26 protein-coding genes are annotated in these 25,137 nt (G+C 35.0%); 9 read left to right on the forward strand and 17 right to left on the reverse strand.

Annotated features, from left to right (window positions below):
* The 3 genes from ODZ84_RS20170 to ODZ84_RS20180 form a co-directional block, all read right to left on the reverse strand.
* Positions 1-1,098, reverse strand: a complete 1,098-nt coding sequence (locus ODZ84_RS20170) for a BF3164 family lipoprotein (protein ID WP_266174197.1) — start codon at positions 1,096-1,098, stop codon at positions 1-3.
* 393 nt (positions 1,099-1,491) lie between these two features.
* The gene (locus ODZ84_RS20175) at positions 1,492-1,749 is read right to left on the reverse strand and encodes a hypothetical protein (protein ID WP_024564991.1); all 258 of its coding nucleotides are present in this window, start codon (positions 1,747-1,749) and stop codon (positions 1,492-1,494) included.
* 224 nt (positions 1,750-1,973) lie between these two features.
* Positions 1,974-3,701, reverse strand: coding sequence for an AraC family transcriptional regulator (locus tag ODZ84_RS20180; RefSeq protein WP_266174199.1), 1,728 nt, complete (start codon positions 3,699-3,701; stop codon positions 1,974-1,976).
* Positions 3,702-3,920: 219 nt separating this feature from the next.
* On the opposite strand from ODZ84_RS20180, the gene ODZ84_RS20185 reads away from it, so the two are divergent.
* Both ODZ84_RS20185 and ODZ84_RS20190 read left to right on the forward strand, forming a co-directional pair.
* Positions 3,921-4,088: a hypothetical protein gene (locus ODZ84_RS20185; protein ID WP_266174200.1), complete on the forward strand. Its 168-nt coding sequence runs from the start codon at positions 3,921-3,923 to the stop codon at positions 4,086-4,088.
* A 100-nt stretch (positions 4,089-4,188) separates the two neighbouring features.
* Positions 4,189-4,578: a beta-propeller domain-containing protein gene (locus ODZ84_RS20190; protein ID WP_266177417.1), complete on the forward strand. Its 390-nt coding sequence runs from the start codon at positions 4,189-4,191 to the stop codon at positions 4,576-4,578.
* On the opposite strand, the gene ODZ84_RS23495 is transcribed toward ODZ84_RS20190, so the two are convergent.
* Positions 4,553-4,711, reverse strand: coding sequence for a transposase (locus ODZ84_RS23495; RefSeq protein ID WP_266174201.1), 159 nt, complete (start codon positions 4,709-4,711; stop codon positions 4,553-4,555). The genes ODZ84_RS20190 and ODZ84_RS23495 overlap by 26 nt on opposite strands.
* 225 nt (positions 4,712-4,936) lie before the next feature.
* Positions 4,937-6,583, reverse strand: a complete 1,647-nt coding sequence (locus ODZ84_RS20200) for an NUMOD4 domain-containing protein (RefSeq protein ID WP_266174202.1) — start codon at positions 6,581-6,583, stop codon at positions 4,937-4,939.
* Positions 6,584-7,186: 603 nt separating this feature from the next.
* Here ODZ84_RS20200 and ODZ84_RS20205 point away from each other — a divergent pair.
* Positions 7,187-8,218, forward strand: a complete 1,032-nt coding sequence (locus ODZ84_RS20205; protein WP_266174203.1) for a L,D-transpeptidase — start codon at positions 7,187-7,189, stop codon at positions 8,216-8,218.
* On the opposite strand, the gene ODZ84_RS20210 is transcribed toward ODZ84_RS20205, so the two are convergent.
* From ODZ84_RS20210 to ODZ84_RS20220, 3 genes are all read right to left on the reverse strand, one after another.
* A complete protein-coding gene (locus ODZ84_RS20210; protein ID WP_266174204.1) occupies positions 8,219-8,746 on the reverse strand; it encodes a hypothetical protein in 528 nt (175 codons plus the stop codon).
* A 1-nt stretch (position 8,747) separates the two neighbouring features.
* Positions 8,748-10,073 carry a PDZ domain-containing protein gene (locus ODZ84_RS20215; protein ID WP_266174205.1) on the reverse strand — a complete coding sequence of 442 codons (1,326 nt, stop codon included), beginning with the start codon at positions 10,071-10,073 and terminating at the stop codon, positions 8,748-8,750.
* 109 nt (positions 10,074-10,182) lie between these two features.
* Positions 10,183-10,821, reverse strand: coding sequence for an alpha/beta hydrolase (locus ODZ84_RS20220; protein WP_266174206.1), 639 nt, complete (start codon positions 10,819-10,821; stop codon positions 10,183-10,185).
* A gap of 250 nt (positions 10,822-11,071) precedes the next feature.
* Between ODZ84_RS20220 and ODZ84_RS20225 the strand changes: the two genes are divergently transcribed.
* The gene (locus ODZ84_RS20225) at positions 11,072-11,497 is read left to right on the forward strand and encodes a hypothetical protein (protein ID WP_266174207.1); all 426 of its coding nucleotides are present in this window, start codon (positions 11,072-11,074) and stop codon (positions 11,495-11,497) included.
* A gap of 46 nt (positions 11,498-11,543) precedes the next feature.
* Here the strand turns inward: ODZ84_RS20225 and ODZ84_RS20230 are convergent, their stop codons facing one another.
* Entirely contained in the window at positions 11,544-12,182 is a 639-nt protein-coding gene (locus tag ODZ84_RS20230; RefSeq protein ID WP_266174208.1) for a response regulator transcription factor, read from the reverse strand.
* Positions 12,172-14,154, reverse strand: coding sequence for a tetratricopeptide repeat-containing sensor histidine kinase (locus tag ODZ84_RS20235; RefSeq protein WP_266174209.1), 1,983 nt, complete (start codon positions 14,152-14,154; stop codon positions 12,172-12,174). Before ODZ84_RS20235 ends, ODZ84_RS20230 begins: the two co-directional genes overlap by 11 nt.
* A 220-nt stretch (positions 14,155-14,374) precedes the next feature.
* On the opposite strand from ODZ84_RS20235, the gene ODZ84_RS20240 reads away from it, so the two are divergent.
* Positions 14,375-14,785 (forward strand): hypothetical protein, encoded by a 411-nt coding sequence (locus tag ODZ84_RS20240; RefSeq protein WP_266174210.1) that lies wholly within the window; start codon positions 14,375-14,377, stop codon positions 14,783-14,785.
* A gap of 121 nt (positions 14,786-14,906) precedes the next feature.
* Here ODZ84_RS20240 and tyrS read toward each other — a convergent pair whose 3' ends face one another.
* Complete coding sequence (gene tyrS / locus ODZ84_RS20245) at positions 14,907-16,202, reverse strand: tyrosine--tRNA ligase (RefSeq protein ID WP_266174211.1); 1,296 nt, start codon at positions 16,200-16,202, stop codon at positions 14,907-14,909.
* Between the two features lie 312 nt (positions 16,203-16,514).
* On the opposite strand from tyrS, the gene ODZ84_RS20250 reads away from it, so the two are divergent.
* Positions 16,515-17,075 (forward strand): RNA polymerase sigma factor, encoded by a 561-nt coding sequence (locus ODZ84_RS20250; RefSeq protein WP_266174212.1) that lies wholly within the window; start codon positions 16,515-16,517, stop codon positions 17,073-17,075.
* Between the two features lie 33 nt (positions 17,076-17,108).
* Here ODZ84_RS20250 and ODZ84_RS20255 read toward each other — a convergent pair whose 3' ends face one another.
* Positions 17,109-17,741, reverse strand: a complete 633-nt coding sequence (locus ODZ84_RS20255) for a hypothetical protein (RefSeq protein ID WP_266174213.1) — start codon at positions 17,739-17,741, stop codon at positions 17,109-17,111.
* A gap of 106 nt (positions 17,742-17,847) precedes the next feature.
* On the opposite strand from ODZ84_RS20255, the gene lipA reads away from it, so the two are divergent.
* A complete protein-coding gene (gene lipA, locus ODZ84_RS20260; RefSeq protein ID WP_266174214.1) occupies positions 17,848-18,714 on the forward strand; it encodes a lipoyl synthase in 867 nt (288 codons plus the stop codon).
* An 89-nt stretch (positions 18,715-18,803) separates the two neighbouring features.
* Here the strand turns inward: lipA and ODZ84_RS20265 are convergent, their stop codons facing one another.
* Positions 18,804-19,658 carry an AraC family transcriptional regulator gene (locus ODZ84_RS20265; RefSeq protein WP_266174215.1) on the reverse strand — a complete coding sequence of 285 codons (855 nt, stop codon included), beginning with the start codon at positions 19,656-19,658 and terminating at the stop codon, positions 18,804-18,806.
* Between the two features lie 161 nt (positions 19,659-19,819).
* Between ODZ84_RS20265 and ODZ84_RS20270 the strand changes: the two genes are divergently transcribed.
* Entirely contained in the window at positions 19,820-21,019 is a 1,200-nt protein-coding gene (locus ODZ84_RS20270) for an MFS transporter (protein WP_266174216.1), read from the forward strand.
* Positions 21,020-21,064: 45 nt separating this feature from the next.
* On the opposite strand, the gene ODZ84_RS20275 is transcribed toward ODZ84_RS20270, so the two are convergent.
* On the reverse strand, positions 21,065-21,445 hold the full coding sequence (locus ODZ84_RS20275; protein WP_266174217.1) for a SpoIIAA family protein: 381 nt from the start codon (positions 21,443-21,445) through the stop codon (positions 21,065-21,067).
* A gap of 112 nt (positions 21,446-21,557) precedes the next feature.
* Here ODZ84_RS20275 and ODZ84_RS20280 point away from each other — a divergent pair, with 112 nt between their 5' ends.
* Positions 21,558-22,763: an NAD(P)/FAD-dependent oxidoreductase gene (locus tag ODZ84_RS20280; protein ID WP_266174218.1), complete on the forward strand. Its 1,206-nt coding sequence runs from the start codon at positions 21,558-21,560 to the stop codon at positions 22,761-22,763.
* 176 nt (positions 22,764-22,939) lie between these two features.
* Here the strand turns inward: ODZ84_RS20280 and ODZ84_RS20285 are convergent, their stop codons facing one another.
* From ODZ84_RS20285 to ODZ84_RS20295, 3 genes are all read right to left on the reverse strand, one after another.
* Entirely contained in the window at positions 22,940-23,617 is a 678-nt protein-coding gene (locus tag ODZ84_RS20285; protein ID WP_266174219.1) for an SIMPL domain-containing protein, read from the reverse strand.
* 140 nt (positions 23,618-23,757) lie between these two features.
* Entirely contained in the window at positions 23,758-24,111 is a 354-nt protein-coding gene (locus ODZ84_RS20290; RefSeq protein ID WP_266174220.1) for a hypothetical protein, read from the reverse strand.
* Positions 24,112-24,181: 70 nt separating this feature from the next.
* Positions 24,182-25,111, reverse strand: coding sequence for an SIMPL domain-containing protein (locus ODZ84_RS20295; protein WP_266174221.1), 930 nt, complete (start codon positions 25,109-25,111; stop codon positions 24,182-24,184).
* Positions 25,112-25,137 lie beyond the last annotated feature (26 nt).

Here is a 25,137-nt window from a genome sequence, read left to right on the forward strand (position 1 = left end):
TTAGAAATTTAATGTTGCTGAAAAAATGTTTGCCTCCTTGTCATCATAGCAATAAAGTATACTGTTTTTACTATCAATATTTATTTTGCTTACCTCCCTATCTAAAATCACTTCTTTAATAAATTTACCATCCCAATTGAATATCAAAATTCTATTTGATGTTGTTCTCCCTTCATAATTTCCAGAATACAAACCATAAATATATTTTTTATTAGAGGCAATGGATAAATAAGCATATTTGGTTTTTTCATTTTCCTCAATGGAAAATCCCTTTTCAAGCTTTGTAACCGTCATAATTGGACCGAAATTTTCTTGGCTATGTAATATTTTTATTAATTTATCATTTGCATAAAATTCGGCTCTGTCAGCTCTATTATAAAAAACAGCAACTTTATTTTCAGTTGGGTGCTTAATACTTATTGCTTTAAATATAAATGCTTTATTGGGAAATTTAGTATTTGGACGGTCAAGGAGCATATCACCATTAGTAACATCTGGAAGCGTTCCCACTTTTTTGATAATTTTCTCAGTATTAGCATATAGATATCGGTTATCATCGAATGAAAATGTTGTTGCCAATATCAAGCTATCATTAATAATATTGGGTGAAATTATATTTTTTAATTCTTTACCGAGAATAAACTCCTTCTCAGGAATATAATTTTTAGAATTTACCGAATGATCTTTACTAATTTTAAAAAATTTGCTTAAAGTTATATCATAAGCCCATATGGAAGAAAAAGAATTACTTTCTATGGATAATTTTGCTACCGATAATCCTTCATTCGAACCTGTACCACGTATAATTATTTCATTCAATAATTTTCCTGTTTTCAATGAATATAAATTAATAAGTTTAGGATCCCTTAAATTACCACATATTAATAAACTATCTTCAGCTATAATATCAGTAAAAATCCCGTGGATATTTATTGGATGTAGAACTATTTTATTAGTATTACTTTTCGAAGTTTGAAATATAGAAATAGATGATTTTGCATCATTGATTTTGTATTCAATTAATTTTGGATCTTCATTACTGCATGATATGAATAAGAAAGTAAAGAAAACAGGAACAAGATTCGAGAATTTTAGCATAAACAAATGGTAAAGGTATTAGTGAAAATAAACATATATTTACTGAATCCCATTATAATTTTTGCACCTCTTAAGATTTGGATAAAGAGCACCAGTTTCTAAAGATAAACAATCGGAATTACTTGAAGGACAGTTGCAATATGCCGGAGCAATTTTTGCACTTGCCCGTAGACTTTCCAAAGAGGAATTATCTACTGATATAGAAAAGACTGTGATAGTAATTAACACAATACATGATAATAAAATTTTAAAATTCTTTTTATTCATAATAATTATATTTGTGATTAAGATAGTTTGGGTTGTACTAAGAATCATCATTAATATTTTAAAAATAAGGAGATAGCCACTATCTCCTTATCAAGAATTTCCCTATTGTAATTTTATAGGACTAGATTACTCCACTGAATTATCAATAGATTCCTCAAATGCTTTTCCTCCAATCGTTCCAGCTTTATATCCTGTATAGATATTTCCTGTAGATGGTGATAAGCAATCGCTGTTACTTGCTGCAATACATTTTGTTCCCGCAGCCATTAATGCATTAGCACGAAGACTCTCAAGAGATGAATCTTTAACCGATAAAGTGAATGCTGCACCTGTTGCTAAAACAGCAGCACCTGAAAAAAGAATTGTTGAAATTTTTGCTTTCATAAGATTAATATTTAATGATTAAAAACTAATGAATAGCATCAATTATTTCCTTCTCTTGTATTGGCCACTACAAAAACAGAAAAATAAATTGTTTGCTTTTCGAAACAAACATAGATGAGATTTTTTTAGAAAGAAAGAATTTATTTTATAGATTCAAGAATTTAGATCTAAATTCTTGAATCTAATAAACAAAATAATGAATGGTTTAAATTAAAATAAAATTGCTAAACTAAATCTTTCATTTTTTCAATTTCTTTTAAATAAATACTAACAGGAGTTCCTGTTCTTTTTTTGAATGCCATGGCAAAAGCCTGTTCATTGTTATACCCTAATCCCTCTGCAATAAAAGGTATTTTATAGGAACGAAACCTTTTATCATTTGCCAATCTTCTTATTGCATAATCTATACGTAAATCATTCAAATAAGTCGCAAAATTTTTTCCTTTGTAAATATTTATAACTTCGGATAAATATCGCGAATTAGTTCTTATTTGTTTTGCTAAACTATTCAGGGTTATGTCTTTTTGAAGGAAAAGTTCATTTGTTTCAAAAGCATTTAATTCTTCTAATATTTCCTGAGCAATATCTTCAGAAGTAACTCTAATTACTTTATCCTCAATATCATTAGGTTGTATAGAAGAGGAAGAGTTGTTCAGAACACTATCTTTACTTCTCTCAATTTTAGGTTTCTCATAAACTGATTGAAGTAATTCCTGGGCTATTTTTCGATATTTCTTTTCTGACTTTTTTGATCGATAAAATAGATAAATCACAAATAAAAGAAGAAGTATCAAGACTCCAATCAACAGGTAATAAACTTTCTTTCTATTTTTTAAATTAGAAATAATATTTTCTTTTTCCTTAATAAGATTAGGAACATCGTATTGTTTAGGAAGTTCTTTTGCTATATATCTAAACTGAGAATCTAGTTTTTCATGTACTTTTAAAAAACTATCAATATAATAAAGTTGCTTTTCTTTATCATTCTTTTCTTTAAAATATTGTATAAGGTATGAATATGTTTCCCGAAGCTCAGGAAAAGTATTATTTGTCTTTTGGAAAATAGAATCTATAGCTATAAAACTTTCCACTGCTTTTTCTTTTTGTCCCAGACCAGCATAGGATTTTCCTAAATATAATGTAGCATAACTTATACTTAAAGCATTTGCTTGTGCCTTAATTAAATATTCTTTGCATTTACTTAAGTTAATGATAGCTTCTTGATATTTCTTTTGTTTTAGCTGATATAACCCTAATAAAGACAAATATTCATTATAACGATATATATTATCCTTACTTTTGGAGGTCACCAAGCCTTCATTTATAAATACTTGGGCAGAGTCCATTTTTTCAAGATCTAAGTATGTACTCGTAAGATTTAGATGAATGTCACTCAATTCACTTTCACTAAGATATGGAGCATTAAATAAATAATGTCTTAACTTCTTTGCTGCTTCACTGTGTTTACCAATATAATTATTCAAATATGCAATACTTATGTCTGCAAAGGCTATTTGTCGTTTATTCCCCTTTTCTTTTGCATATTTTAATCCTAATATATAATTGTCTAAAGCTTCTTTTCCATGATCAAATCTAAAAAATAAATTACCCTTAAGTAAGTAAACACGTGCTGGATAAGTATTTTTCTTTGAGAGTCTTGTTATCGATTGTAAGCTATCCAGATATTTTAAAGCTTTTGGTAAAGTTTCGTTAAAATACATCAAAACATAACCTTCCTCAATTTTGTCAATATTTTTTTCTGTTTTTGCTTTTTGAAGATAGTATTGAGCAATTAATTGAGCTTCTTTTATTTTATCAATCTGATCAAAACCATAAAACTTAGCTTCTAAATCTAAATATGAATATTTACTTAAGGAATCGAGCGGACTACTTTGCAAAGATAGTAAACGGGCATAGGATAAAATAAACAGAAAAATAAATATACTTCTCATTGGTGTTTTTTAGTATAGTAAAAATATAATTTATATTCTATATAGCCATTAAGGCTCTATGCCATTTCTGTAATTTAGAAGTAGAATTATCTGTTAAACATATTGTTGAAAGCAAAAAAAATGATTTATAAATTCAAGAATTTATAAATCAACCGTAGGTGAGATTTTTAAAAATTGTGTTTTATTTGTAGTAAATCTAATTTTTAAATTTAATTCAAAATGAAAAAACAAAATGAAAAAAAATTATCTTTGAAAAAAGTACAGCTTACAAAGATTAATAGTATGGCTAATATTCGTGGAGGAAATGATAATGGAGGAGGGGATGCTTGCCTTTGTCCAGAGGACGCAAGTAAACCTGATCACGGTATAAAAACCCCTACACAATAAAATAACAAAACTTTATGAGAGATAAAATATTTATCATTACTTTTTTTTAACACTTTTTCTGCATGCTCAGAAATCTAATCTTGGTCCATCTAAACCAGTTATTGATGAATATTTTGGTACTAAAATCGTTGATAGTTACAGGAACCTGGAAGTAAATGATGCATTAACGATGAATTGGATGAAATCACAGACAGATTACACTAACGCTGTTTTAGGAAAAATTCCAAATTGGGATAACTATTTAAAGACAAGATTAACGTTGGATAAAAAACAAGGATATTCTGTATCTGATTTAAGAATTACAAGTAATGATAAATATTTTTATCTAAAAAGGAATGCGGGTGAAAAAACATCGAAAATTTATTATAGATTAGGATTTAAGGGAAAAGAAGAGCTATTGTATGATCCTTCCTCTTTTGTCTCTTCTTATAAAGATGTAACGGATCATGAACAAAAGTTGGGGGCTATGCAAAAAGTTGAGCGAGTCTGAAGAGGAAAAACGCTTTGTCTTTTACTCCCCGAAGCTGTAATCTGAAGTTTTTAATTTTAGCATTAAAAGATTCTGCCGAAGCGTTGGTACTTCTTCTTTCGAAAAAGTTTAAGATGTCGCTGTAATGATTCATTATTGTTTTCCTTAACACTGACAATAATTTAAACCTGATGTTTCAACCTCTCTGAACCAATGCGCTAACTTTTGTCATGGCAATAGATTTAGGAATATTCTGATATCATTCTGTAACATATCTTAAGTCTTTCTTTGGCGGTTTTGTACATGCTAAAAAAACGCCGTTTATAACCTAGAACAATTATCACATACCGATTACCAAGAAATTAATATCTGCATTTAATTATTTTTTACGAAAAGATTCTGCCATTGGTCGTAATGATAACTTGGAAAAGTCTATTTCCCACAGGTGCTCATTTTCACTAATTACACGCAGGGTTGTATCATTCAAATCAAATTCTTTCACAAAACAAAAGTAAAGCAACCGTAAAAGCATTCTTCTATTTACAACCCTTTTTATCCGTTGATTGAAATACAGTTTGGGATATTTATCATGTGTTGCAAGGAGAGAAACAATCTGATCTTCTCCAAAAAAGAGAATACCGGATCCCCATCCGCTCAGCCTCTTTACTCTCCCTTTGTTTGAAATAGCATATTTACCTTCTACACCAGGTAGTGGTTTCCACTCTTCATCTGGTAGATCCTCTAAAGATAAGTCGAAAATAGCAGGTGGGTTCTTTTTATCAATCTTGGGTTTACCTAATTTTTCCCAGAGAGAATGATTGAATATTTCTTTAGAATTAAAAACAGTCCTTACCTGAGTAGCAAGCTTTTTATTTCTTTCACCAAGCATTTTAGTAGAAGATTCTAAGGTCAGTTTCGCAATATCTATATCCCAGTGAGGATCACTTTCGTTTGTGACCAGCAGATTTCTGTTTTTAATATCGAATTCTTTAATAAAACAATAGTAAAGCATTCGGGTAATTGCTATATTATAGACTTTCCCATTACAACTTAACCTGGTACGAAGAAAATATTTTTTATTATCAGACTTGTATGCAGAGAGCGAGATAATTTGCTCTTGCCAGAAAGTCTTGCTTGTATTCTGCGTCCAGGCATTCAGTCTCTTTATTCTTCCTTTATTGGAAATAAGATAATTTTCTTCGAGATCAGGTAATGGTTTCCACGTTTCACCGGGAAGATCCTGTAGTGATAAATTCATGCAGGCCGGTGGATTATTTTCATCAATTTCCGGCATCTCCAGCGTTTCCCAAAGTTTTGTATTGAGTATTTTTTCGGGCTTATTTTTTCGTTTCGGTATAAAATCTTTTTCGGTTGGTTTATATCCTTTCTCAAACCATAAAAACTTTCCTGAAGTAATCTTTTTTTTGTTGAGTACCGATAGAATATGCGGGGGATAAATACCCAAAGCTTCACTTGCTTCATAAATATTTTTATAAGAAGCTACAAATTTTCCATCGTCGGTATATTGACTGACCGCCTGCTTATAATTCCCTTTCTTACCTCTGCCGGTATTCAGTGTCTTAGAATGAAGTTTGCCCACGGTTAGCTTTTCCAGATTGCTGAAATGCACATTAAAACGGTTGTCATCTTTAAAAGAGATGAGAAAAGAAAGATCATCCATATCAAATTTTTCAACAAAATGATAATACACAAGGCGCGCTACTGATTTGCCATATGATTTTCCTTCGGAAAAAAGACCGCATTTCACAGCATAGAAGTGAGACTTCAAATAGTTGTTATAATACCGGTTAGTCTGCAGTTTCATAATTCTTTCGGGAAGGAGAGTTTCTCTTCCATAGGAATTTATAACAGCTCGCTCCAGGCTTTTTACGCGGCCATAATTCGAAATTGCATAATTTTCAAAATCTTTAATCAGTTCCCACTCTTCATCCGGCAGATCTATCAGAAGAGTATTGGAAAGAACATTGTTGATGTATTCATCTCCTAATTCAGTAGGTAATTTCATAAGATAGGAACATTCAAATATATTATTTTGATATAAACTGGGAACTAATTTAAAACGAAATTTTATAAGATCAAAATATCTCTGACGGCTACATGAAAGAATGCAATATGATACGGATACAAATATCACATGGCAAACGTAAATCCAATTTTATTTAGGGGTAACCTATTATGCATTTAAAGTAAGCTGATTTATTTGTTGAAGCTCGTTTTTAAACATTAATAAATTCAGATATTGAATGATTATAAAAGGAATAACGCAAACAATTTTCACGCAGAAATTCCAGTTAATTTTTCCTTTATCATATGATTGCCGTAAAATAAAAATACCATCATTTAGATGGTATTTAAGGATCTGATCTATGTTAAAAGTTATTCATGGTCAGGTATGGTGATTACCTATATTTACATGGGTTATTTATATGTTAAAAGTACGGAGGTTATATTTTGCAGCCACTACACTTTAGTGTAGTTTTTATAATAATATTATCATGATTGAACCGGCGTCCGTTTTTTTACGGTATTTTAAGCAATGATTTTTATTATCCGGTTTTAGGTCTGATATTTGTATTGAGTAGCAAAAATAGCTGAACCGTTCAATTTTATGAAAAACATATCTGTGAAGAAAGCATTTCTATCGACCTTACTATTCTCCATACTTTTAGTTTCCTGTAAAAAAGAAATTGAAAAAATAAGTGATACGTTAAAAGATACCACCCCGACGAATGAAACTGCAGTAGTGGAGCAGGACTCTATCAAAAAAGATTCGGTAGTACAAAAAGAATCCATGCCACCGGCGATGCAGGAGGATGGTTTTTACAATGCCTTCATCTTTCCTAAAGACAAAAAACTTAAAGACTCCCTGTTTTCTATATTTAATAAAAAATATACGGAAAAAGAGCGTTATGCTATTTTGGCGCTGAACAGACTTGATTCAAAAAATAAAAGGAATGCCGATACGTTGGTAGTCCCGGCTAAAATAGATACCACCCTCATGGAATATTCACCGTTTCCAATGCAGCTGGATGTATTAAGCGGAGTAAAAAAGTTTGTGATTTTTTCATATCCTATTCAGGCATATGGAGTATATTCTAATGGCAGCCTGGTTAAATGGGGCCCAACCAGTATGGGTAAGAAGACTGCAAAGACAAAAACAGGCTTAACATTTGCCAACTGGAAAAAGCAATTGGCTATTTCCACAGTAAGCAGCGAATGGAAACTTCCGTACAATTTTAATATCTTCAATTTAGACGGAATCGGATGGCATCAGTATGATCTTCCGGGATACCCTGCCTCACATTCTTGTTTAAGATTATTGAAAAATGATGCAAAATGGCTTTATTCCTATGCTGATACCTGGGTTCTGAATCCGGGAGGTGCCACCACGAAGGCGAGAGGTACTGCAGTAATGGTATTTGGAGATTATAAATGGGGAGGGAGAAAACCCTGGCGAAAATTACTGGATGATCCCAACTCAAACAATATCTCAGTAGAGGAAATGACAAAAATGATCGAACCCAATATTGAGAAAATACTGAAGGAGCAGGACAACAGAGAAAAAGTAGTGGATTCGATTAAGGCTGCCAAAGCCCAGATAGAACAGATGCCACAGACTGCAAAGACCGTAGTCCCCTGATCAATCATCATTCTTTTCAAAATGTAAAGTAGATTCTTCTGCAAATTTCCGCAGTTTAAGCATTTCATCCTTTCCTTTATGCTGTCCGAACCTTGCCGCTGCGTAGGTCAGTACAATACAAAAAAGCATTGCGAAAGAAGCATTCAGTGCCCATGGAAATTCAGTGCTTTTAATTTGTTTTTCTACATAATACATTGAAAAGAAAGTCATCCATAAAATAGAAAAAGAGAAATAGAGAAACATAAAGAATGTCCAGACTGCTGAAGTAGGTCCAAAGATACCTCTGACAGCAGTTTTTTCATCTTCCGTTTCTATTCTTAAAGATAATTGGGGCTTCCAGTAATGATCATATTCTGTTTTTACACATATGGTAGCCACTTCATGATTAATATTTCCGGAGAATTCCTCCTGGTGTTCATTAAGATAATTTTTCAGGTGCTCGGCATATTCTTCTTTGCTCACTTCCGTAAACATTTTAAATCGGGGTCTTGATCTTATTTTATCGACCGTTGTTTCTTCTGTATTCATATTATTCCTGATAAGGTATTGGATCTTCCAGCTGAAATTTTACCGTCAGCTGCTGTGTTTTTCTCTGTATGATCATGGTAATACTCCTTCCTTCGTAAGATTTCATTATTTCCATAATTTTTGCTAAACTCATATCTGCAGTTTTGGTGCCATTAATAAAAATAATCTGATCATCTTTCTTTAAGCCTGCTTTGTCAGCTGGAGAATCTTTACGGACTCCGGAAATTGAAAATACCGGTTTGAGCACAAACTTATACTGAAACCTCTCAGCAGCAGTAGAAAATTCACTGGTGGCCTTGTCTGCTTTTACGGTCTCTATCTTAACCAGATCTTCCTGCCATTGCATTCCGTCCTGCTTAAAATCCAGACCACTCATATTGAAATGAAAAGGGTCATCAAAATTCCGATTAGGTCTAAGGTATAGCATTCCCCCGTAATAATCAAATATTACGGTAAAACGGCGCATAATCTCGCCTCCGACAGAACCTTTTCTCCCTTCTACCATATGGACATGCTGAATAGAAAATTCATCGGGCATAGCAGTCAGAGGTTTTTCGAATCTAAAATCTCCAATATAAAAATGGTGAATTCTGCTCCTTTTGCCATAGATGTCGCCGTTGAACCCTCTTCCCAGGAAGTCTTCGATATTCGGACGATTATAAACAAAATCTTTAATTAATACGGGAAATAACCATATCGCATCACTGTTTCCAAGGTCTATTAGTAATTTTGAACTCTTTTTTTCATTGGTCATTTCGACGTCACCATAGAGGTAAGGCTTCCCCTTTTCTATACTCACAGGAAGCTCACGAAATTTTTTCGTTCTTCGCTTCAACAGTTCCCGGTCATTATAAATGGTAATCTTTTCAGAAGAATAGTCGATAGAAACTGGATGATTTTTGAACAGATGAAAGCCAATCACTCCATTCACAGGAATGCCTACATGAGAAGAAATATTGAATTCCTGGTCCAGGATAAGGAAAACAGTCATAGAATTATTGATCATATGCTCTCCGATCTTTCCTACGTTATTTTCAGATTTAAATCCGTCAATACTTAAATCTCCTCCCAGTCCGGAAAATTTTATCTTTTCCACATCACTTAGTTTTACTTCCTGATTGTCTAAACTGAAAAGTAAAGTTTCTGCCACGCCCGTATCTAATAAAAACGTAAGGTTAACTCCATTGATATTAACCGGAATAAAGATTAAATTATTAATTAACTTAAAAGGAATAACAGTTTTCTTTACATCTTTTATTTCAAATGAATTTTGCGCACTGGTGAAAATGCTCAGAAAAAAAAATAATATAAAATGTAATGATTTCATTTACTGAATTTAGTTAATTTATTGATATATAAAATAAAAAAACATTCTCTGAGCGGAGAATGTCTATATAATTGATAATGATTTGAAAGAAATGCTATTTTATCGGAATTTACTTTGAAAAGAAATCCATAAGGTCCATATAATTTTTCTGGTTGACGCCATGTCCGCTCATGTATTCTCTAAAGGTGAAATAGCAGCTCAGATCATAAAGAAGATCAGCTGCTTTTCTTCCCCATTCCATTGGAATTACTGCATCATCAGTACCATGAGATACAAAAAAACGGAGTCTTTCCAGTTTTTTCTTATCTTTTACAATATCCTGTAGAATTTTCTCTTCAGGATAGGCGCTTAGGCAGGCTATATAATTAAACATTTCAGGATGTTTTAAAGCCAGCGCATAGCACAGAATTCCCCCCTGGCTAAAGCCGCACAGGTGAGTCTTTGCTTCGGTCAGACCATAATGATTTACTATTTTCAGTATATTTTCCAGAACCGCATCCACAGATTCATTAGCCTGGCTGATATTCATGAAATTTTCGGGGTCATTGAAATCAATATCATACCATGAAAAACCCTCGAACTGAGTTTCTTTCGGAGCTCTGAAGCTCACGATGATCCAGTCTGCCGGAAGCGTTTCTCTAAAGCTGAAAAGGTCTTGTTCATTGCTTCCGTAGCCGTGAAGCATAAACAGAATAGTGGTTTGGGAAGTAATATTCTCAGGTTCTCTTACGATGTAATCTAAATTCATAAGGCAAAGATAAATAATAAATCATTTGGTGAATCTCACATAGTGCTTTAAACTTAAATAACAGATGATATGCGGTCAAAAAAAAAGATTAATTTACCTTAGCGACTTCAGAAGGTCGTCGATTTTGCAGAGCTAATATTTTTGTAGATTTGATATTATTTGGAAATCTTTATTGGAAAATTTTCATAAAAGTTATTTTTATATTGATAAAAAAGCTATATTTGAAACATTAAAAAATCTATTTGGAGAAATGAAGCAATTTTACAAATCAAAAAGTTTATCTAAACTTTCTTTTTTATTCATCGTCTTATTTTCAGTAGTTTCAGTAGCTCATTCTTGTAAAGATGATGACGATGAGGATGAATTTCAGGATCATATCGTAAAGTTTGAAGTGAAAGGAACTACCGGGGTAGAATTTAAAACTATTGTAACACAGGTGGGAACCAGTCAAAATCAGATTTTTGATCAGCCGGGAATTTCCTGGAATAGTGGTGAGATGTTTGTAAATTCCAGCCAGTCTCAATTGAATCTTTCAGCAAATGCACTCCTTCCTGATGCCAACGCAAAGCTTATCCTTAACATTTGGGTTGATGGTGAAGTGGCAGAAACGGATACGATTAAGAATCTTTCAGGGATTCAGAGTTCATCTATTGCTCACAGTTTCTTAGAATTGTAAAATAACATTACTTAATCATATAAAACCGTCGATCTGACGGTTTTTTTTATTCTTCAATCATACGGTGCTGCAGTGCAATAGTGATAAGTTCTGAGGAATTTTTTGCCTGAAATTTCTGGAGCAGATTTTTTCTATGGGTATCTACGGTTAAAGGACTCAGGAATAATTCATCAGCAATTACGCTGCTTGTTTTTCCCTGAGCAACCAGCTGCAGGATTTGCTTTTCCCGCTTCGTTAATCTGGGAATTGCCAGTTCATTTTGAGAGGGCTTACTGATGATGTGTTTTGTTTCATTACAAAATACAATATTACCCGAAAGAACTCCACGTACGCATTCTATCAGTTCTTCGATGGATGTGTTTTTAAGAAGATATCCGCTTGCACCATTTTGAACAGATTGCGTAATGACACTCCTTTCAGAGCGATTGCTGAACATAATTACGGATGTATCGGGAGATATTTTTTTGATCTCTTTACAAAGTTCAATACCGTTGGCATCGGGAAGCGTGATATCTAATAGGATAATATCAACTTCATTAGATTTCACAAAGTTCACAATCTCTGAGCCTAATGTAAAACTTTCCAGAACATTGAAAAATGACTGGTTCTTAAGCATGGTTTTCAATCCTTCGATAACGATAGGATGATCATCTACAATAACAATATTTATTTTGTCAGACTGCATGGGTATTAAGTTCAATATTTATGGTTGTTCCTTCATGATCGGAGCTGATCTCCATTTTTCCTTTTAGATAATTGACACGGTTTTTAAGATTTCTGAGCCCCATACTCTTGGTTTTTTTTTCAATGTCTTTTCCGAAGCCTCTTCCATTGTCTTCAATGGTGATAAAGAAATTTTCATCAGATTGGGAACATTGTAATAAAATGCCTGAAGCCTGGGAGTGTTTTACAGCATTAGCTAAAAGTTCCTGGACAATTCTGTAAATATTCAACTGAATGGTAAGAGCAAGGTCTTTACGAAGACTGATCGCTTGAAAATCTATGCTGAGATCTTTCCTGATGTAAAATTCACAGAGGTCTTGCAGTGCGGTTTCCAGTCCGAAATTGAGAAGTGATTCAGGCATCAGGTTTCTAGCGACATGTCTTAACTCATTTACCGAATGATCAAGCTGCCCCAGGATTTTATTAAACTCCAGATCCGTTGAACCAAAATGAGTGGAAGACCATGTTGAAAAATTGATTTTAACACCGGCCAGCATTCCTCCGAGACCGTCGTGCAGATCTTTGGCAATCCGTTCTCTTTCCCGTTCCTCACTTTCAAGAATTGCTTTGGTGATATTCAATTCTTCTTTCTGCTGAATCTCTTTTAATTTTTGCTGAAGGTTTATCTTCCTTTGCTTTGCCAGTTTTTTGGTATAGAAATAAATAAAAATTATTAAAATCATTAAAAAGAAGGAGGCAAAACCAAGCAGCCACAGATATTGGTTTTTTTGGTTTATTTCAAGCTGTTTCTGGGCTTTGTCAGTATCCAGATTCGCTATTTTCCTTTCTTTTTCTGCCGCATTATATTTGGCTTCAAGTTTATTGATTTCAAGTTTTGTAGTTTCGGTACTCAGACTGTCATTAAGGCTGGAATACTTTTTTTCCCACGTCAGTGCTTCCCTGGAATTTCCCATTTCTTCATTGAGTACGGAAAGCTGTTTATATATTGTTTTCCTGTTATTGAGATCAAGAACCAGAGATTTTTCCGTCAGGATATCTTCCAGAACAGCTTTTGCTTCCGGATACCTCTTTAATTTTTTTAAAATGTCGAACTTGTTAAAGTAAAACATCTGAGCTAATAGGTTTTGATTAAATTTTTTAGTATAAAACAATCCTTTGTCAATAATTGGCAGAGCTTCTTCGTTTTTCTGTCTGGTGATGAATAAAAGGGTCTTCCCGTAATAAAAAAAAGCATTGGATGAAGAATCCGGGTATGGAAGGATCAGTTTTTCTGCCTTATTCAGAAATTTTTCTGCATCATCACCTTTAGCCTGATAACAATAGTTACTGGCTGTATGCAGATAAGCGTAAAACAATTCTGCTGAAGCAGGATAATTTTTTTCAAGAATTTTCAGTGCTTTTTTATTATAATTTCCTGCTTTTTCAAATTCTGCATTATAGGTCAGAATAAGGGCAAGCTGTGAATATAAAAATCCTAAATTTCTGTTGGTTTCATATTTTTCTACTAAAGGAATGCTTTTTTCAAGAATAGTTTTAACCAAAAAAGGATATCCTTCTTTGTTCTTTTGGGACACTCCGTAGTTATACCACGCCAGCGATTGGAAAAAATACGATTCTTCTGTTTTAAATGTACTTAAAGCTTGGATCGCCTGCTGATAGGCAGCTGCAGCTTTAGTTTTGTCTTTCTCAAGATAATATTGGCCTTCGTAATAATGATATTTAGCAGAAACAAAAGAATTTGCAGACCTTAATGTTTTACCGTTTTCCAGATATCTCTTACTTAAAATACTGTCTGTATTTCTGTAATAGTTGGATAAAATGAAGAATGCATTGGCTTTGGAATCACGATCAGTACTGTTTTTTACTATTTTTTGTAAGCTGTCGAGATAGGGCTTTTCATTAAGCGGAAAAATCTGCTGAGATGGTAAGACAAGTGAAAGTAAAATAAAAATTACAAAGGCTAATTTCTTCATGATCATCAGGTCAGAGTATATGAGTAGTTTTATTATAAAACAGTCAATTTAATTAAAATTTCCAGTATAAAAAAATACCTGAATTCAGGTATAAAAAAATACTGTTTTTTAAGGATTGAAACCGGAGCGGTACTCTGGTAATTTTGCATATACCAAATCGATCAAATCATAGAATTTTTAACCAACAGTAGTCCAATTTAAGCAAAAAATTATGAAAAAAATGAAGTTGAAGCAAGTATTTAAAGGAACATTTTTAATGCTGGCAGCAGCATTGATTTTCGGGTTCGTATCATCATGCAGCGACGATGACGATGACAACCCCGTTAATGGATCCGGAGAAACCCACAAAGTAGTTTTTAAGGCAATAGCTTCTTCAGGAAGTAATATTGATGTAGCAGTGTACGGAATCGACGGAAATCCTACTACTGCAAGCAGTCTGAGCGGAACAACATGGTCAAGCCCTGAGGTCACTGCCGAAAAAGGAGCTTATACAGCTAATGTAGCCGTAAACGCGATAGGGTCCGGTGCTTCATCCACACTGAAGGTTCAGATCTGGGTAGACGGAGAGTTAAAGAAAGAAGGAACTTCCAGCGGACAGTATCTGTCAGCGTCAACTTCTTATACATTCTAAAAAACTAATACCTTTCGAAATAGTTGTATTAAAATCGCGGCAGGAAGATCCTGCCGCGATTTATTTTAGGTGGATTTACGGGAACCTCTTCATAGAAAAGTCCCGTAAATTATTATTTGATCTAAATGACTTTTACAATAAAATAGCTTTTCTTTCCTTTCTGTAACAGAAGGAATTTTCCGTCAATCAGGTCGGTTTCGTTAGCAGTATACACTTCATTTACCTTTTCCTTGTTTACGGAGATCGAATTTCCTTTCAGTTCTCTTGTTGCCTCGCTTTTAGATTTTAGAAATCCTGATTTCTCTGAAAGAAGATCAATAATATGAATTCCTAAAACATCAGCTTTAGCAACTTCTTTCTGAGGAACACCGTCAAAAATTTCAAGGAAAATTTCTTCATCAAGACTTACCAGATCCTCGGCAGTGGAACGGCCGAACAGAATTTCAGAAGCTTTTAGAGCTTTATTATATTCCTCTGTTCCATGAACCCAAACGGTAACTTCTTCAGCCAGTTTTTTCTGAAGTTTTCTTTCGTGTGGAGCTGTTTTATGCTCTTCGATTAAAGCTTCAATTTCTTCTTTTCCGAGAAACGTATAGAATCTGATAAATCTTTCAGCATCCACATCCGTAGCATTTAGCCAGAACTGGTAAAACTTATAAGGGGACGTTTTCTTTTTATCCAGCCAGTAATTTTCTCCGCTTTCAGACTTTCCGAATTTCGAGCCGTCAGCTTTGGTGATCAGAGGAACGGTGAGTGCAAATGCTTCACCCTGCGCTTTTCTGCGGATCAGTTCGGTACCGGTCGTGATATTACCCCATTGATCGGAACCACCCATCTGAAGTTTAACGTTATTATTCTGGTACAGATGTAAAAAATCGTATCCCTGAATCAGCTGGTAGGTAAATTCAGTAAAGCTCATTCCGTCAGCACCGGATTCTCCGGAGAACCTCTTTTTCACAGAATCTTTAGCCATCATATAATTTACCGTAATATTTTTTCCAATGTTTTTTGCAAAATCAAGGAAAGAAATATTTTTCATCCAGTCGTAATTGTTAACCAACTCGGCCTTATTGGTTTCATTTCCTTCAAAATTTAAAAATCTTGAAAGCTGGTTTTTCAGACAGTCTACATAATGCAGAAGCGTAGCTTCGTCCAGAAGATTTCTCTCTGCAGATTTCCCTGAAGGGTCGCCGATCATTCCTGTAGCGCCGCCTACCAGTGCAATGGGCTTATGACCATGCTGCTGGAAGTGAGCCAGAATTTTTATCTGAATAAGACTCCCGATATGTAAAGAATCTGCGGTAGGATCAAAACCGATATAGGCTGTTGTCATTTCCTTATTCAGCTGTTCGTCCGTTCCGGGCATCATGTCGGCATAAAGCCCGCGCCATTTCAGTTCTTCAATAAAAGAGTTCATTATTTTTTTGCTTTAGAATTTAAGCTGCAAAGATAATAAATTCAGGATTATAAAGAGTGAAAAGGCAAAGAGACGGGAGGTTAATATTTCAGGAGCTTTTTCCCGCTTTCCGTTGCAATCTTTTTTTCAAAAAGGATTTTCTCTGCAATCGGGGCTAGGGTATTAGCCGCTTTATCACTGTCAATACATAATATAGGTTAATTTTGAAAATGAAAATACTTTGGTGAACATCAGATCCTTAAAAGGACTTTATATCGGATAAGACCTTTTGTATATTGTCTTTTTGCCCGGAATCAGTTATATTTGTTCATAATGAACGACGAACAATTATTCACCCTTATTCAGAAGGCGAAAGAAAAAGACCAGAAAGCTCAGACCAGACTCATCAATGTTTTTTGGGTAGATGTTTTTTCCTTTGTCATGAAAAAAGTAAAAGATGAAAATGATGCCGATGAAATCACCGTGAATGTTTTTTCGAAAGTTCTGTCAAAGCTGGATATGTATGATCCCCATTTTCAGTTTAAAACATGGGTTTTAACGATTGCCCAGAATACGATTATCGATTTTTGGAGGAGAAAGAGCAGGGAAAATCAGGATCCTACAGAGAATCTGGACGTCGTGAAAAATCAGTTTGCAAAATCACCTGAAGAATTAATGATTTCTGCCGAAGAACAGAAGAAAATCATCAAAACAATAGAATCCCTGGACGCCAACTACCAGGATATCATCAAATTGCGGTTTTTTGAAGAAAAAAGCATCAGGGAAATTGCAGAAGAACTGGGAATCTCCGTTGCCAATACGAAGGTACGCGTGATGCGTGCGAAAAAAGTATTAGCTGAATTATTAAAAAATAATGATTTTGAAGATCATTAATCAGCTTTTAAGAAACCTGCAGAAGATTAAAAACTACAAATACACTTTTTCCTTCGTCTGAGGAAGAGAAATTTCTCTCCGTTGGTCCTGATTTCTATTCTGAAGATTAATTTTTAAGCCTTTTTTAATAAAAGTTTCGTTTTTAGACTTTCCGTATTCTTTAGTATTTTCAACTTCCTTAGCCAATATTAACCGGCCTGTTGAGAGATTAAAATCAACATCCGTCCAATATTCTTCGGGTTTTCCGGAGCTTGACGAATAGCCGATCAATTCAAAATGTCCGTTCTGAAATCTGTATTTGTCGGTATATCCCCATTTCCAGCTGCTGCCTCCGGCCTGCGTGATCTCCAGAATTCCCTTTTTTATTTCAGTACTTTGATAAGGATCACCCATCATTCCGCCGGCATTACTGCTCAGGACAGCATTTCTGGACTTCTCTAAAATTGCCCATTTTCCATTGCTGTTTTTCAGAATCTGTATTTCACGGATATTGCCGTAAGCGGTGGTGTCTTTCGTATTATAAATAATAACTTTCTCCGGAATATGGTCTCCGTCAAGATCACCGTCTACAGTTTCAATAACTTCAGAACCTGCGGGCTGAAATTCTTTTTGAGCAAAACAGAATATGCTGAAAACAGTAGCTAAAAAACAAAATGCAGTTCTCATAGTAAATATTGTAGGTAAAATTACAAAATTATATGTTTCATCAATACCGCTCTTTGATTGTTTCGATTAAAAATTCCTTAACTTTGAACCTCAATTTGAGAAATAAATGGAAAATTTAGTTCAGGATACTACCGTTCAAAAGCCAAAATGGATTCGCGTAAAACTTCCTACCGGAAAAAATTACAGAGAATTGAGAACTTTGGTTGATAAATATAAATTAAATACAATTTGTCAGAGTGGAAGCTGCCCGAATATGGGTGAGTGCTGGGGTGAAGGAACAGCAACTTTCATGATCTTAGGAAATATCTGTACACGAAGCTGCGGATTCTGCGGAGTGAAAACCGGAAAACCTCTTGATGTGAACTGGGATGAGCCTGAAAAAGTAGCGCGTTCAATCAAATTAATGAAAATTAAACATGCCGTTCTTACCTCTGTAGACCGTGACGACCTGAAAGATATGGGATCCATCCTTTGGGGAGAAACGGTGAATGCCGTCAGAAGAATCTCTCCCGGAACAACAATGGAAACACTGATTCCTGATTTTCAGGGATTGACGAAACACCTGGACCGACTGGTAGAAGTAGCTCCAGAAGTTATCTCGCACAATATGGAAACGGTAAAACGTCTGACCAGAGAAGTGCGGATCCAGGCGAAATACGAAAGAAGCCTTGAGGTTCTCAGGTATCTTAAAGAAGCGGGACAGAGAAGAACAAAAACTGGGGTAATGCTGGGTCTGGGAGAAGAAAAACATGAAGTGTTCCAGACGATTGAAGATATCAGAAACGCCGATGTGGATGTCATTACATTAGGTCAGTATTTACAGCCGACTAAGAAACACTTACCGGTGAAAAAATTCATCACACCGGAAGAGTTTGACGAGTTCGGGGATTTTGCCAGAAGCTTAGGTTTCAGACATGTCGAAAGTTCACCTTTAGTAAGAAGTTCTTACCACGCTGAAAAACATATTCATTAAAAAATATAAATCGCTTCAAACCCTGAAGCGATTTTTTATTTAAAAACATTATACATTATACATTATACATTATACATTATACATTTTCCCTAAGATTCAACCCTACTCAGGTGTCTTTTCTTAAACGCAGAAGGCGTCTCACCGATATACCTTTTAAAGAGTTTATTAAAATAAGAAAGACTTTCAAAACCCACCTGGAAACAGACTTCTGTTACGCAGGAGTTTTGGAGCAGTAACAGTTTTGCCTGATTGATTCTGTAATTATTGACAAAATCCGTAAAAGTTATATTCGTCTGTTTCTTGAAATACCGGCAGAAAGCGGGCGTGCTCAGACTGACGTTTTCAGCAATGGTATTTACATCCGGGCTTTTATCATAATTTTCATGAATATAATCGTAGATCGTTCCCATCCTGATTTTGTCATTTAAAAACCATTTGATTCTCGTATCTTCTACATTCAGTTCTTTTACCTCATCCGAATGGGCAAGAATCTGTAAAATTTCAATTAAACCAATAAAAGAATCAAAGGAGTTTTTATTTTTCAGAATGTGAAGTTTTTCAACAATATTTTTTTTGGTCTCACCGAAAAATGACAACCCCAGATAAGAGCGTTCCAGCAATTTTTTGATATCATCAAATTCGGGAACAGGGAAAATAAGCTCCTGAAGGAAATTTTCACGCATCTGCAGCACCAGCTGCCTGCATTCTGTCTGAATACGGTAATCGAAATTTAAATGGGGAACATTGGAACCGATGAGCAATAAATCACTTTCCGTAAAATCAGAAATATTTTTTCCCACATGTCGGATCCCGTTGGATGCTTCCACGTAGACAAGCTCGATTTCCGGATGATGATGCCAGAAAAAGCAGTTTTTCATGGAAGGTGAAAAAAGTCTGAATGATTTCCCTTCTTCGAACTCTATGATTTCCTTCTGAATTTTCATTACGCTTTATTTTGATGAATTAGAATGGTAAAATTAATCGAAAAGGTTAATACAGAGCAAATTTATATCATTTCTGTTAAAGTATAACTGCTTATTTCTGCCGACTTTTGCATCTTCAAAAAAGTGCTGAACATTACAGCACCATTACAAAAAGAAATAAAATGGGGATTGATAAAAGAATAATACCGCTGGCAATAGGCGGATTGGGAATCGGAACGACAGAATTTACCGTGATGGGACTATTGCCGGATATTGCAAAATCTTTGCAGATTTCCATTCCTGAAGCGGGCCACCTGATTTCTGCGTATGCATTGGGAGTAGTGATCGGAGCACCTCTTTTAATCGGATATTCCGTGAAATTTGCCCCTAAAAAAGTTCTCATTGCGCTGATGGTCATTTTTACGATATTCAATGCCTTGTCGGCGATTGCCCCGGATTACACGTCCATGCTGGTGATCAGATTTCTTTCAGGTTTGCCCCATGGTGCGTTTTTCGGTGTCGGAACGGTAGTTGCTGCAAGAATGGCAGGGAAGGGGAAAGAGGCTTTTTATATTTCACTCATGTTCACAGGGCTTACCATTGCGAATCTTGCGATGGTTCCTTTGGTGACTTATATCGGGCATACCTTTCACTGGAGATGGTATTTTGCCATTGTTGGTATAATTGGATTATTAGCATTGCTGTCTTTAAAACTTTGGCTTCCGGTTATGGAAGCCAATCAGAATACCCATTTTAAGGAGGAGCTGAAGTTTCTTAAGAAAAAGCAGGCATGGCTGGTATTAATGATTACAGCCATCGGATTCGGAGGGCTTTTTACCTGGTTCAGTTATATTACGCCTTTGATGACGGTAATTTCAGGAATTAAAGAAAGTCATATGGCGTACGTCATGATTCTTGCCGGAGCCGGGATGGTGGTAGGAAATCTGGCAGGCGGATATTTGTCAGACCGTTTAAGTCCGGAAAAAACATGTGCCTTATTGCTTTTTCTGATGATGGTTTCCCTGGCGGGTGTATTTTTATTGGCAGAATATCAGAATATATCTTTGGCCTTAACTTTCATCTGTGGAGCATTATCCATGTCTGTAGCAGCCCCTATTAACATCATGATGATGAAAGCAGCCCCCAAAAGTGAAATGATGGCAGCGGCGTTTATGCAGGCAGCGTTCAATATTGCCAATGCGATGGGTGCATTTTTGGGAGGAATCCCTTTGGAACAGGGATATTCTTATAATTACCCTTCATTAGTAGGAGTTGTAATGACCTTTATAGGTTTGGTAATCGCTTTACGCTATAAATATAAATACGGATCAAAATCTCCGGATCAAATTACCGAATCGGAATGTATCACTTGTGATCAATAAAAAGAGAAGCATCAGGCTTCTCTTTTTTTGTAACAGATCTAAGGTCTAAGCCTCTACCTCATTGCCGTTTTTACACCAGTAAAGGGCATTGTATAAGTTTTCTTTAGGGAAAGATTTAAATTCTCCGGGCATCACAACACTGAAAATATCAGTGAAATTCTGTACACCCTGTTTGTCTGTAACAATAGCAGCACGGTTCCATTTCGTAAGATTTTTCAATCCCAAAAGTGCATCCTGCAGCCATGCTCCCATGGTAAACTGATCAAGGTCTGTGTCTAGGTACAGAAGATAATTAAGCTCGCCGTATTCATCTACCTTCTGATTTACACGAGGGACTACAAGATTTTCAAAATCTTCTCTGGTTACTTCTCCTGTTGCGTTGAACGCAGCAACATTTTCAGGAGCTTCTGGAATAATATTTATCATAATAGTATATTTATGTGGTTTTGGTGATAGTGAGATAACAAAAATTAAACCAAGATTAAATTCTATAGGCGAAAGGCGTGATTATTGATAATCCGTAGTAAATAATATTCCTATGAATCTTAGATCGAACGAACCTTTTTGGCTACTCAAAAACGGTCTTGTTTCTTCATACCCCTCTCTGAAATCTGATGAAGAATGCGATGTTCTTATTATCGGAGGAGGAATCACCGGCAGCCTTATAGCCCATCAGATGATGAAAGACGGTTATCATACAATAATTATCGATAAACGTGAGATCTGCAACGGAAGCACTTCCACTACTACTTCTATGCTGCAGTATGAAATTGATGTTCCATTATATAAACTTACAGAATTAATAGGTGAAAAAGGCGCGTGCGAAAGTTACAAAGCCTGCTCAAAATCTATTGATGATCTTGAAATGCTTACCAAAGAAATAAAATCCCGAGCAGGATTTAGGAGAAAGCAGTCACTGTATTTTGCTTCCAGAAAAAAAGACGTCTCCTGGCTGATTAAAGAATATGAAATAAGAAAAAAAACAGGATTTGAGGTGAGCTGGCTTGAACCTGGAGATATTGAAGAAAGATTTACCCTGCAGAATACCTATGGCGGCATTTTATCTAAACAGGGCGCCAGTATCGATGCCTTTAAGTTTGCCCATGAATTGTTGAGATTTAACAGGAACAAAGGGCTGAAAATTTTTGATAAAACAGAAATAAAATCCGTAAAGTACCTCAAAGGATATAATTTTGCCCTTACAGAACACGGCTTCAATATTAAAGCGAAAAAAATTATTTATTGTGTCGGCTATGAAAGTACCACGCTTATCAAGGAAGACTTTGTAAATCTTAAAAGTACATTTGCCACGGTTTCGGAAATAGATACCGCTATTTTTAAGAATATTGAAAATACACTGGTCTGGAATACGGATGCACCCTATATGTACATGAGAACTACAGATGATAACAGGCTTCTGATAGGCGGAAGAGATGAGGATTTTATAAACCCGGAAAAACGGGATGCCTCACTTCGTAAAAAAGAAAAGGAAATTCTGAGGACATTAAAAAAGATAAAACCTGATTTTAAATTCTATACCGATTTTGTCTGGGCCGGAACGTTCGGAGAAACTAAAGACGGGCTCCCCTATATTGGAGAACACGAACATTTTAAAAATTCGTATTTCGTTTTAGGCTTCGGAGGAAATGGAATTACATTTTCCGTTACCGGAATGGAAATGGCGTCCGCTTTTATGAAAAATAAGAAACATAAACTGAGTCCGTATTTTAAGTTCGGACGATAGGTTTTAGTTTGGGCGGCGGCAAAGCCGCCGCCCAAACTAAAACCGGTGATCAACTGATCACCGGTTCACTACATAAGCTGTTTTTACTGCTGAAGATTTTCGATAAGTGTTCATTTAAGATCACCTGTCGTTACCATTATTTGAATCCTGACTATCATATACATTAACGCCTTTCTTTAAAGGATTTCATATTTGGTTTTAATGCTGTACTTCAGCTTAATATTTTCGATGTTTTCGAAAGAATAATCTACTCCCGTATCCGCAGATTCAAGCTGAACATTGCTCATTTTTACTGATTTATAAGCCATGGGAACAACCGTGTCGCTCATATAATCTTCGATCTCCACGATCTCGATCGGATTTCCGGTTTTTTTACCGATGCTCTCCAGAAGATAGTCTGCTTTCTCTTTGGCTGCTTTTAAAGCATTGACCTTGACTGTTTTTCTGAAATCTGCGATTCTGGTATTTTTAACCTCTGAAATATTCAGTTGAGTAACCCACTTTTGATTTAAATCTTCAAAAAGTTTACTGATATTGGTTTTTGCACTGGCTTTAAACTGAAAATTTTTCGTAAACTTCACCGTCTTTGAATACAGGTTCTGGTACATGGATTTAAATTTGATGTCTTCATTTTTAACACCGTCATTTTTTAATGTCTCAAATAATTTTTTTTCATGATCCGCGAGCTCATTCTTATTATCTGCTTTTATTGCGATTGAAAAGATGATTTCATCCGGTTCTACTTCCATTTCGGCAACACCTGTTACTTCGATTGCGTTTTTTTTCATTTCCTGTGCATTGATAAGACTCCCAAAGGTTAATAATCCCATCAATAAAAAATGTTTCAATTTCATACTATTTTGTTTTAAATTTTAAACTTCTGAAGTAAAATTACTCAGAATCACAGATGAAATTTCGGAGACTTGGTGAAAGGGAAGTTTGACTTGGTGAATCTTTAAACTTAATAAAAAATAGTCCCTGAGAACTTTTTTTATTACCGGTTAGTCATAATGATCGATTTTCCGTTCCGGGTGATGAGTTTTTTCTCTTTTGCGAATAATTTTGTTCTGATGGTGATTTCATTATCATGCTCGGAGATCCGATAGGTACTGGCACTGAAAAGAGCATCATTTACAAAATGTTCAAACAGTTTTACGGAATCCGACTGACTGACAGAATAAAAATCTACTTTATAGTCGTTCAGGCCCGTCTGGTAATATCTGTAAATAATCTGCTCATTCAGGGAGTTGGAAATAACTTTGGTTTCAATAAATCTGTTTTGCTCAAGAAATGAACAGCTTTGAAGAAACAGAAATGATAAAACAAGAAAGTGTGAGTTTTTTTTCATAGTAATAGTCGTGTATTCACAAATGTAGCTAATTATAATGCGTTGACTGTTAACGAAATTTCAATAAATATTAAGGTTTTGCGAGGAGGTTTAAATTCTTCACTTCTCCGGTCGGAGTGACCAGGATATAATGGTTGATTTCTTTATTTTCCAAAGGGTTTGTTTTTGAATTTTTGTCTTTTTCCTTCTCTTTTTCTCTGCTGATCGTGAGTTTTACTTCATACATCACCTGGATAACAGGTTCATGAATCACAGGATTAATGACAAAATCAAATTCTTTATCTAAAATCGGCTGGTAATAAGAAGTGGTAGATTTATTAGCCTGGCTTATATTTGAAAATTTGCTCAGTGCCATGGATGAACTGTTGTAGGCTTCATAAGATTTGTACATCTCTGTGGGAAGTGAAACCCGGTACCCGTCACTGATATTTTTCGTTGCTGTAGTAAAGCTTTCGCCAAGCAGGGATTCAAAATTTTTTACTTTTTCCTGAAGAGCAGCTTTTGCTTTGTTCATCAGCTCTTTTCTGACCGCTTCAATCGTTGTTGAAAAATAATCTACCCGTACAAGATCATAAATTTCATTTTTGGATAAAACAGAAATAAATTCATTCATCTGGGAAGGATCCGTAAACCGGATGTGTATGTTTTTCTTCAGTTCAAATCCAGCCGGAACTTCATTATATGTTTTTTTACTGAATATTTTCTTCTCCACATTATACTGATAAACGGGAACAAAAGAGATCATATCAATATACGCTTCGACACCTTTCATTGTTTTTATTCCGGCCAGTGAAGTATTAATGCGCTGATCAATTAAATCATTAACTTCTTCAGCACTTCCTCCTACCTGCGTTATACTGAAAATAGCCACATACTGCTCGGCTTTTATATTGGCCAATGCTTTTACACTGATTATATTTTCATTGATGACTGGATTTACGGCGGGAGTTCCTATATTAATATTGCTGTCAGAATACTGAACCTGATTTCTGTAATTCATATTCCCCGATATTTGTGAATAAGAGC

Source organism: Chryseobacterium fluminis, assembly GCF_026314945.1.
Classification (GTDB): domain Bacteria; phylum Bacteroidota; class Bacteroidia; order Flavobacteriales; family Weeksellaceae; genus Chryseobacterium; species Chryseobacterium fluminis.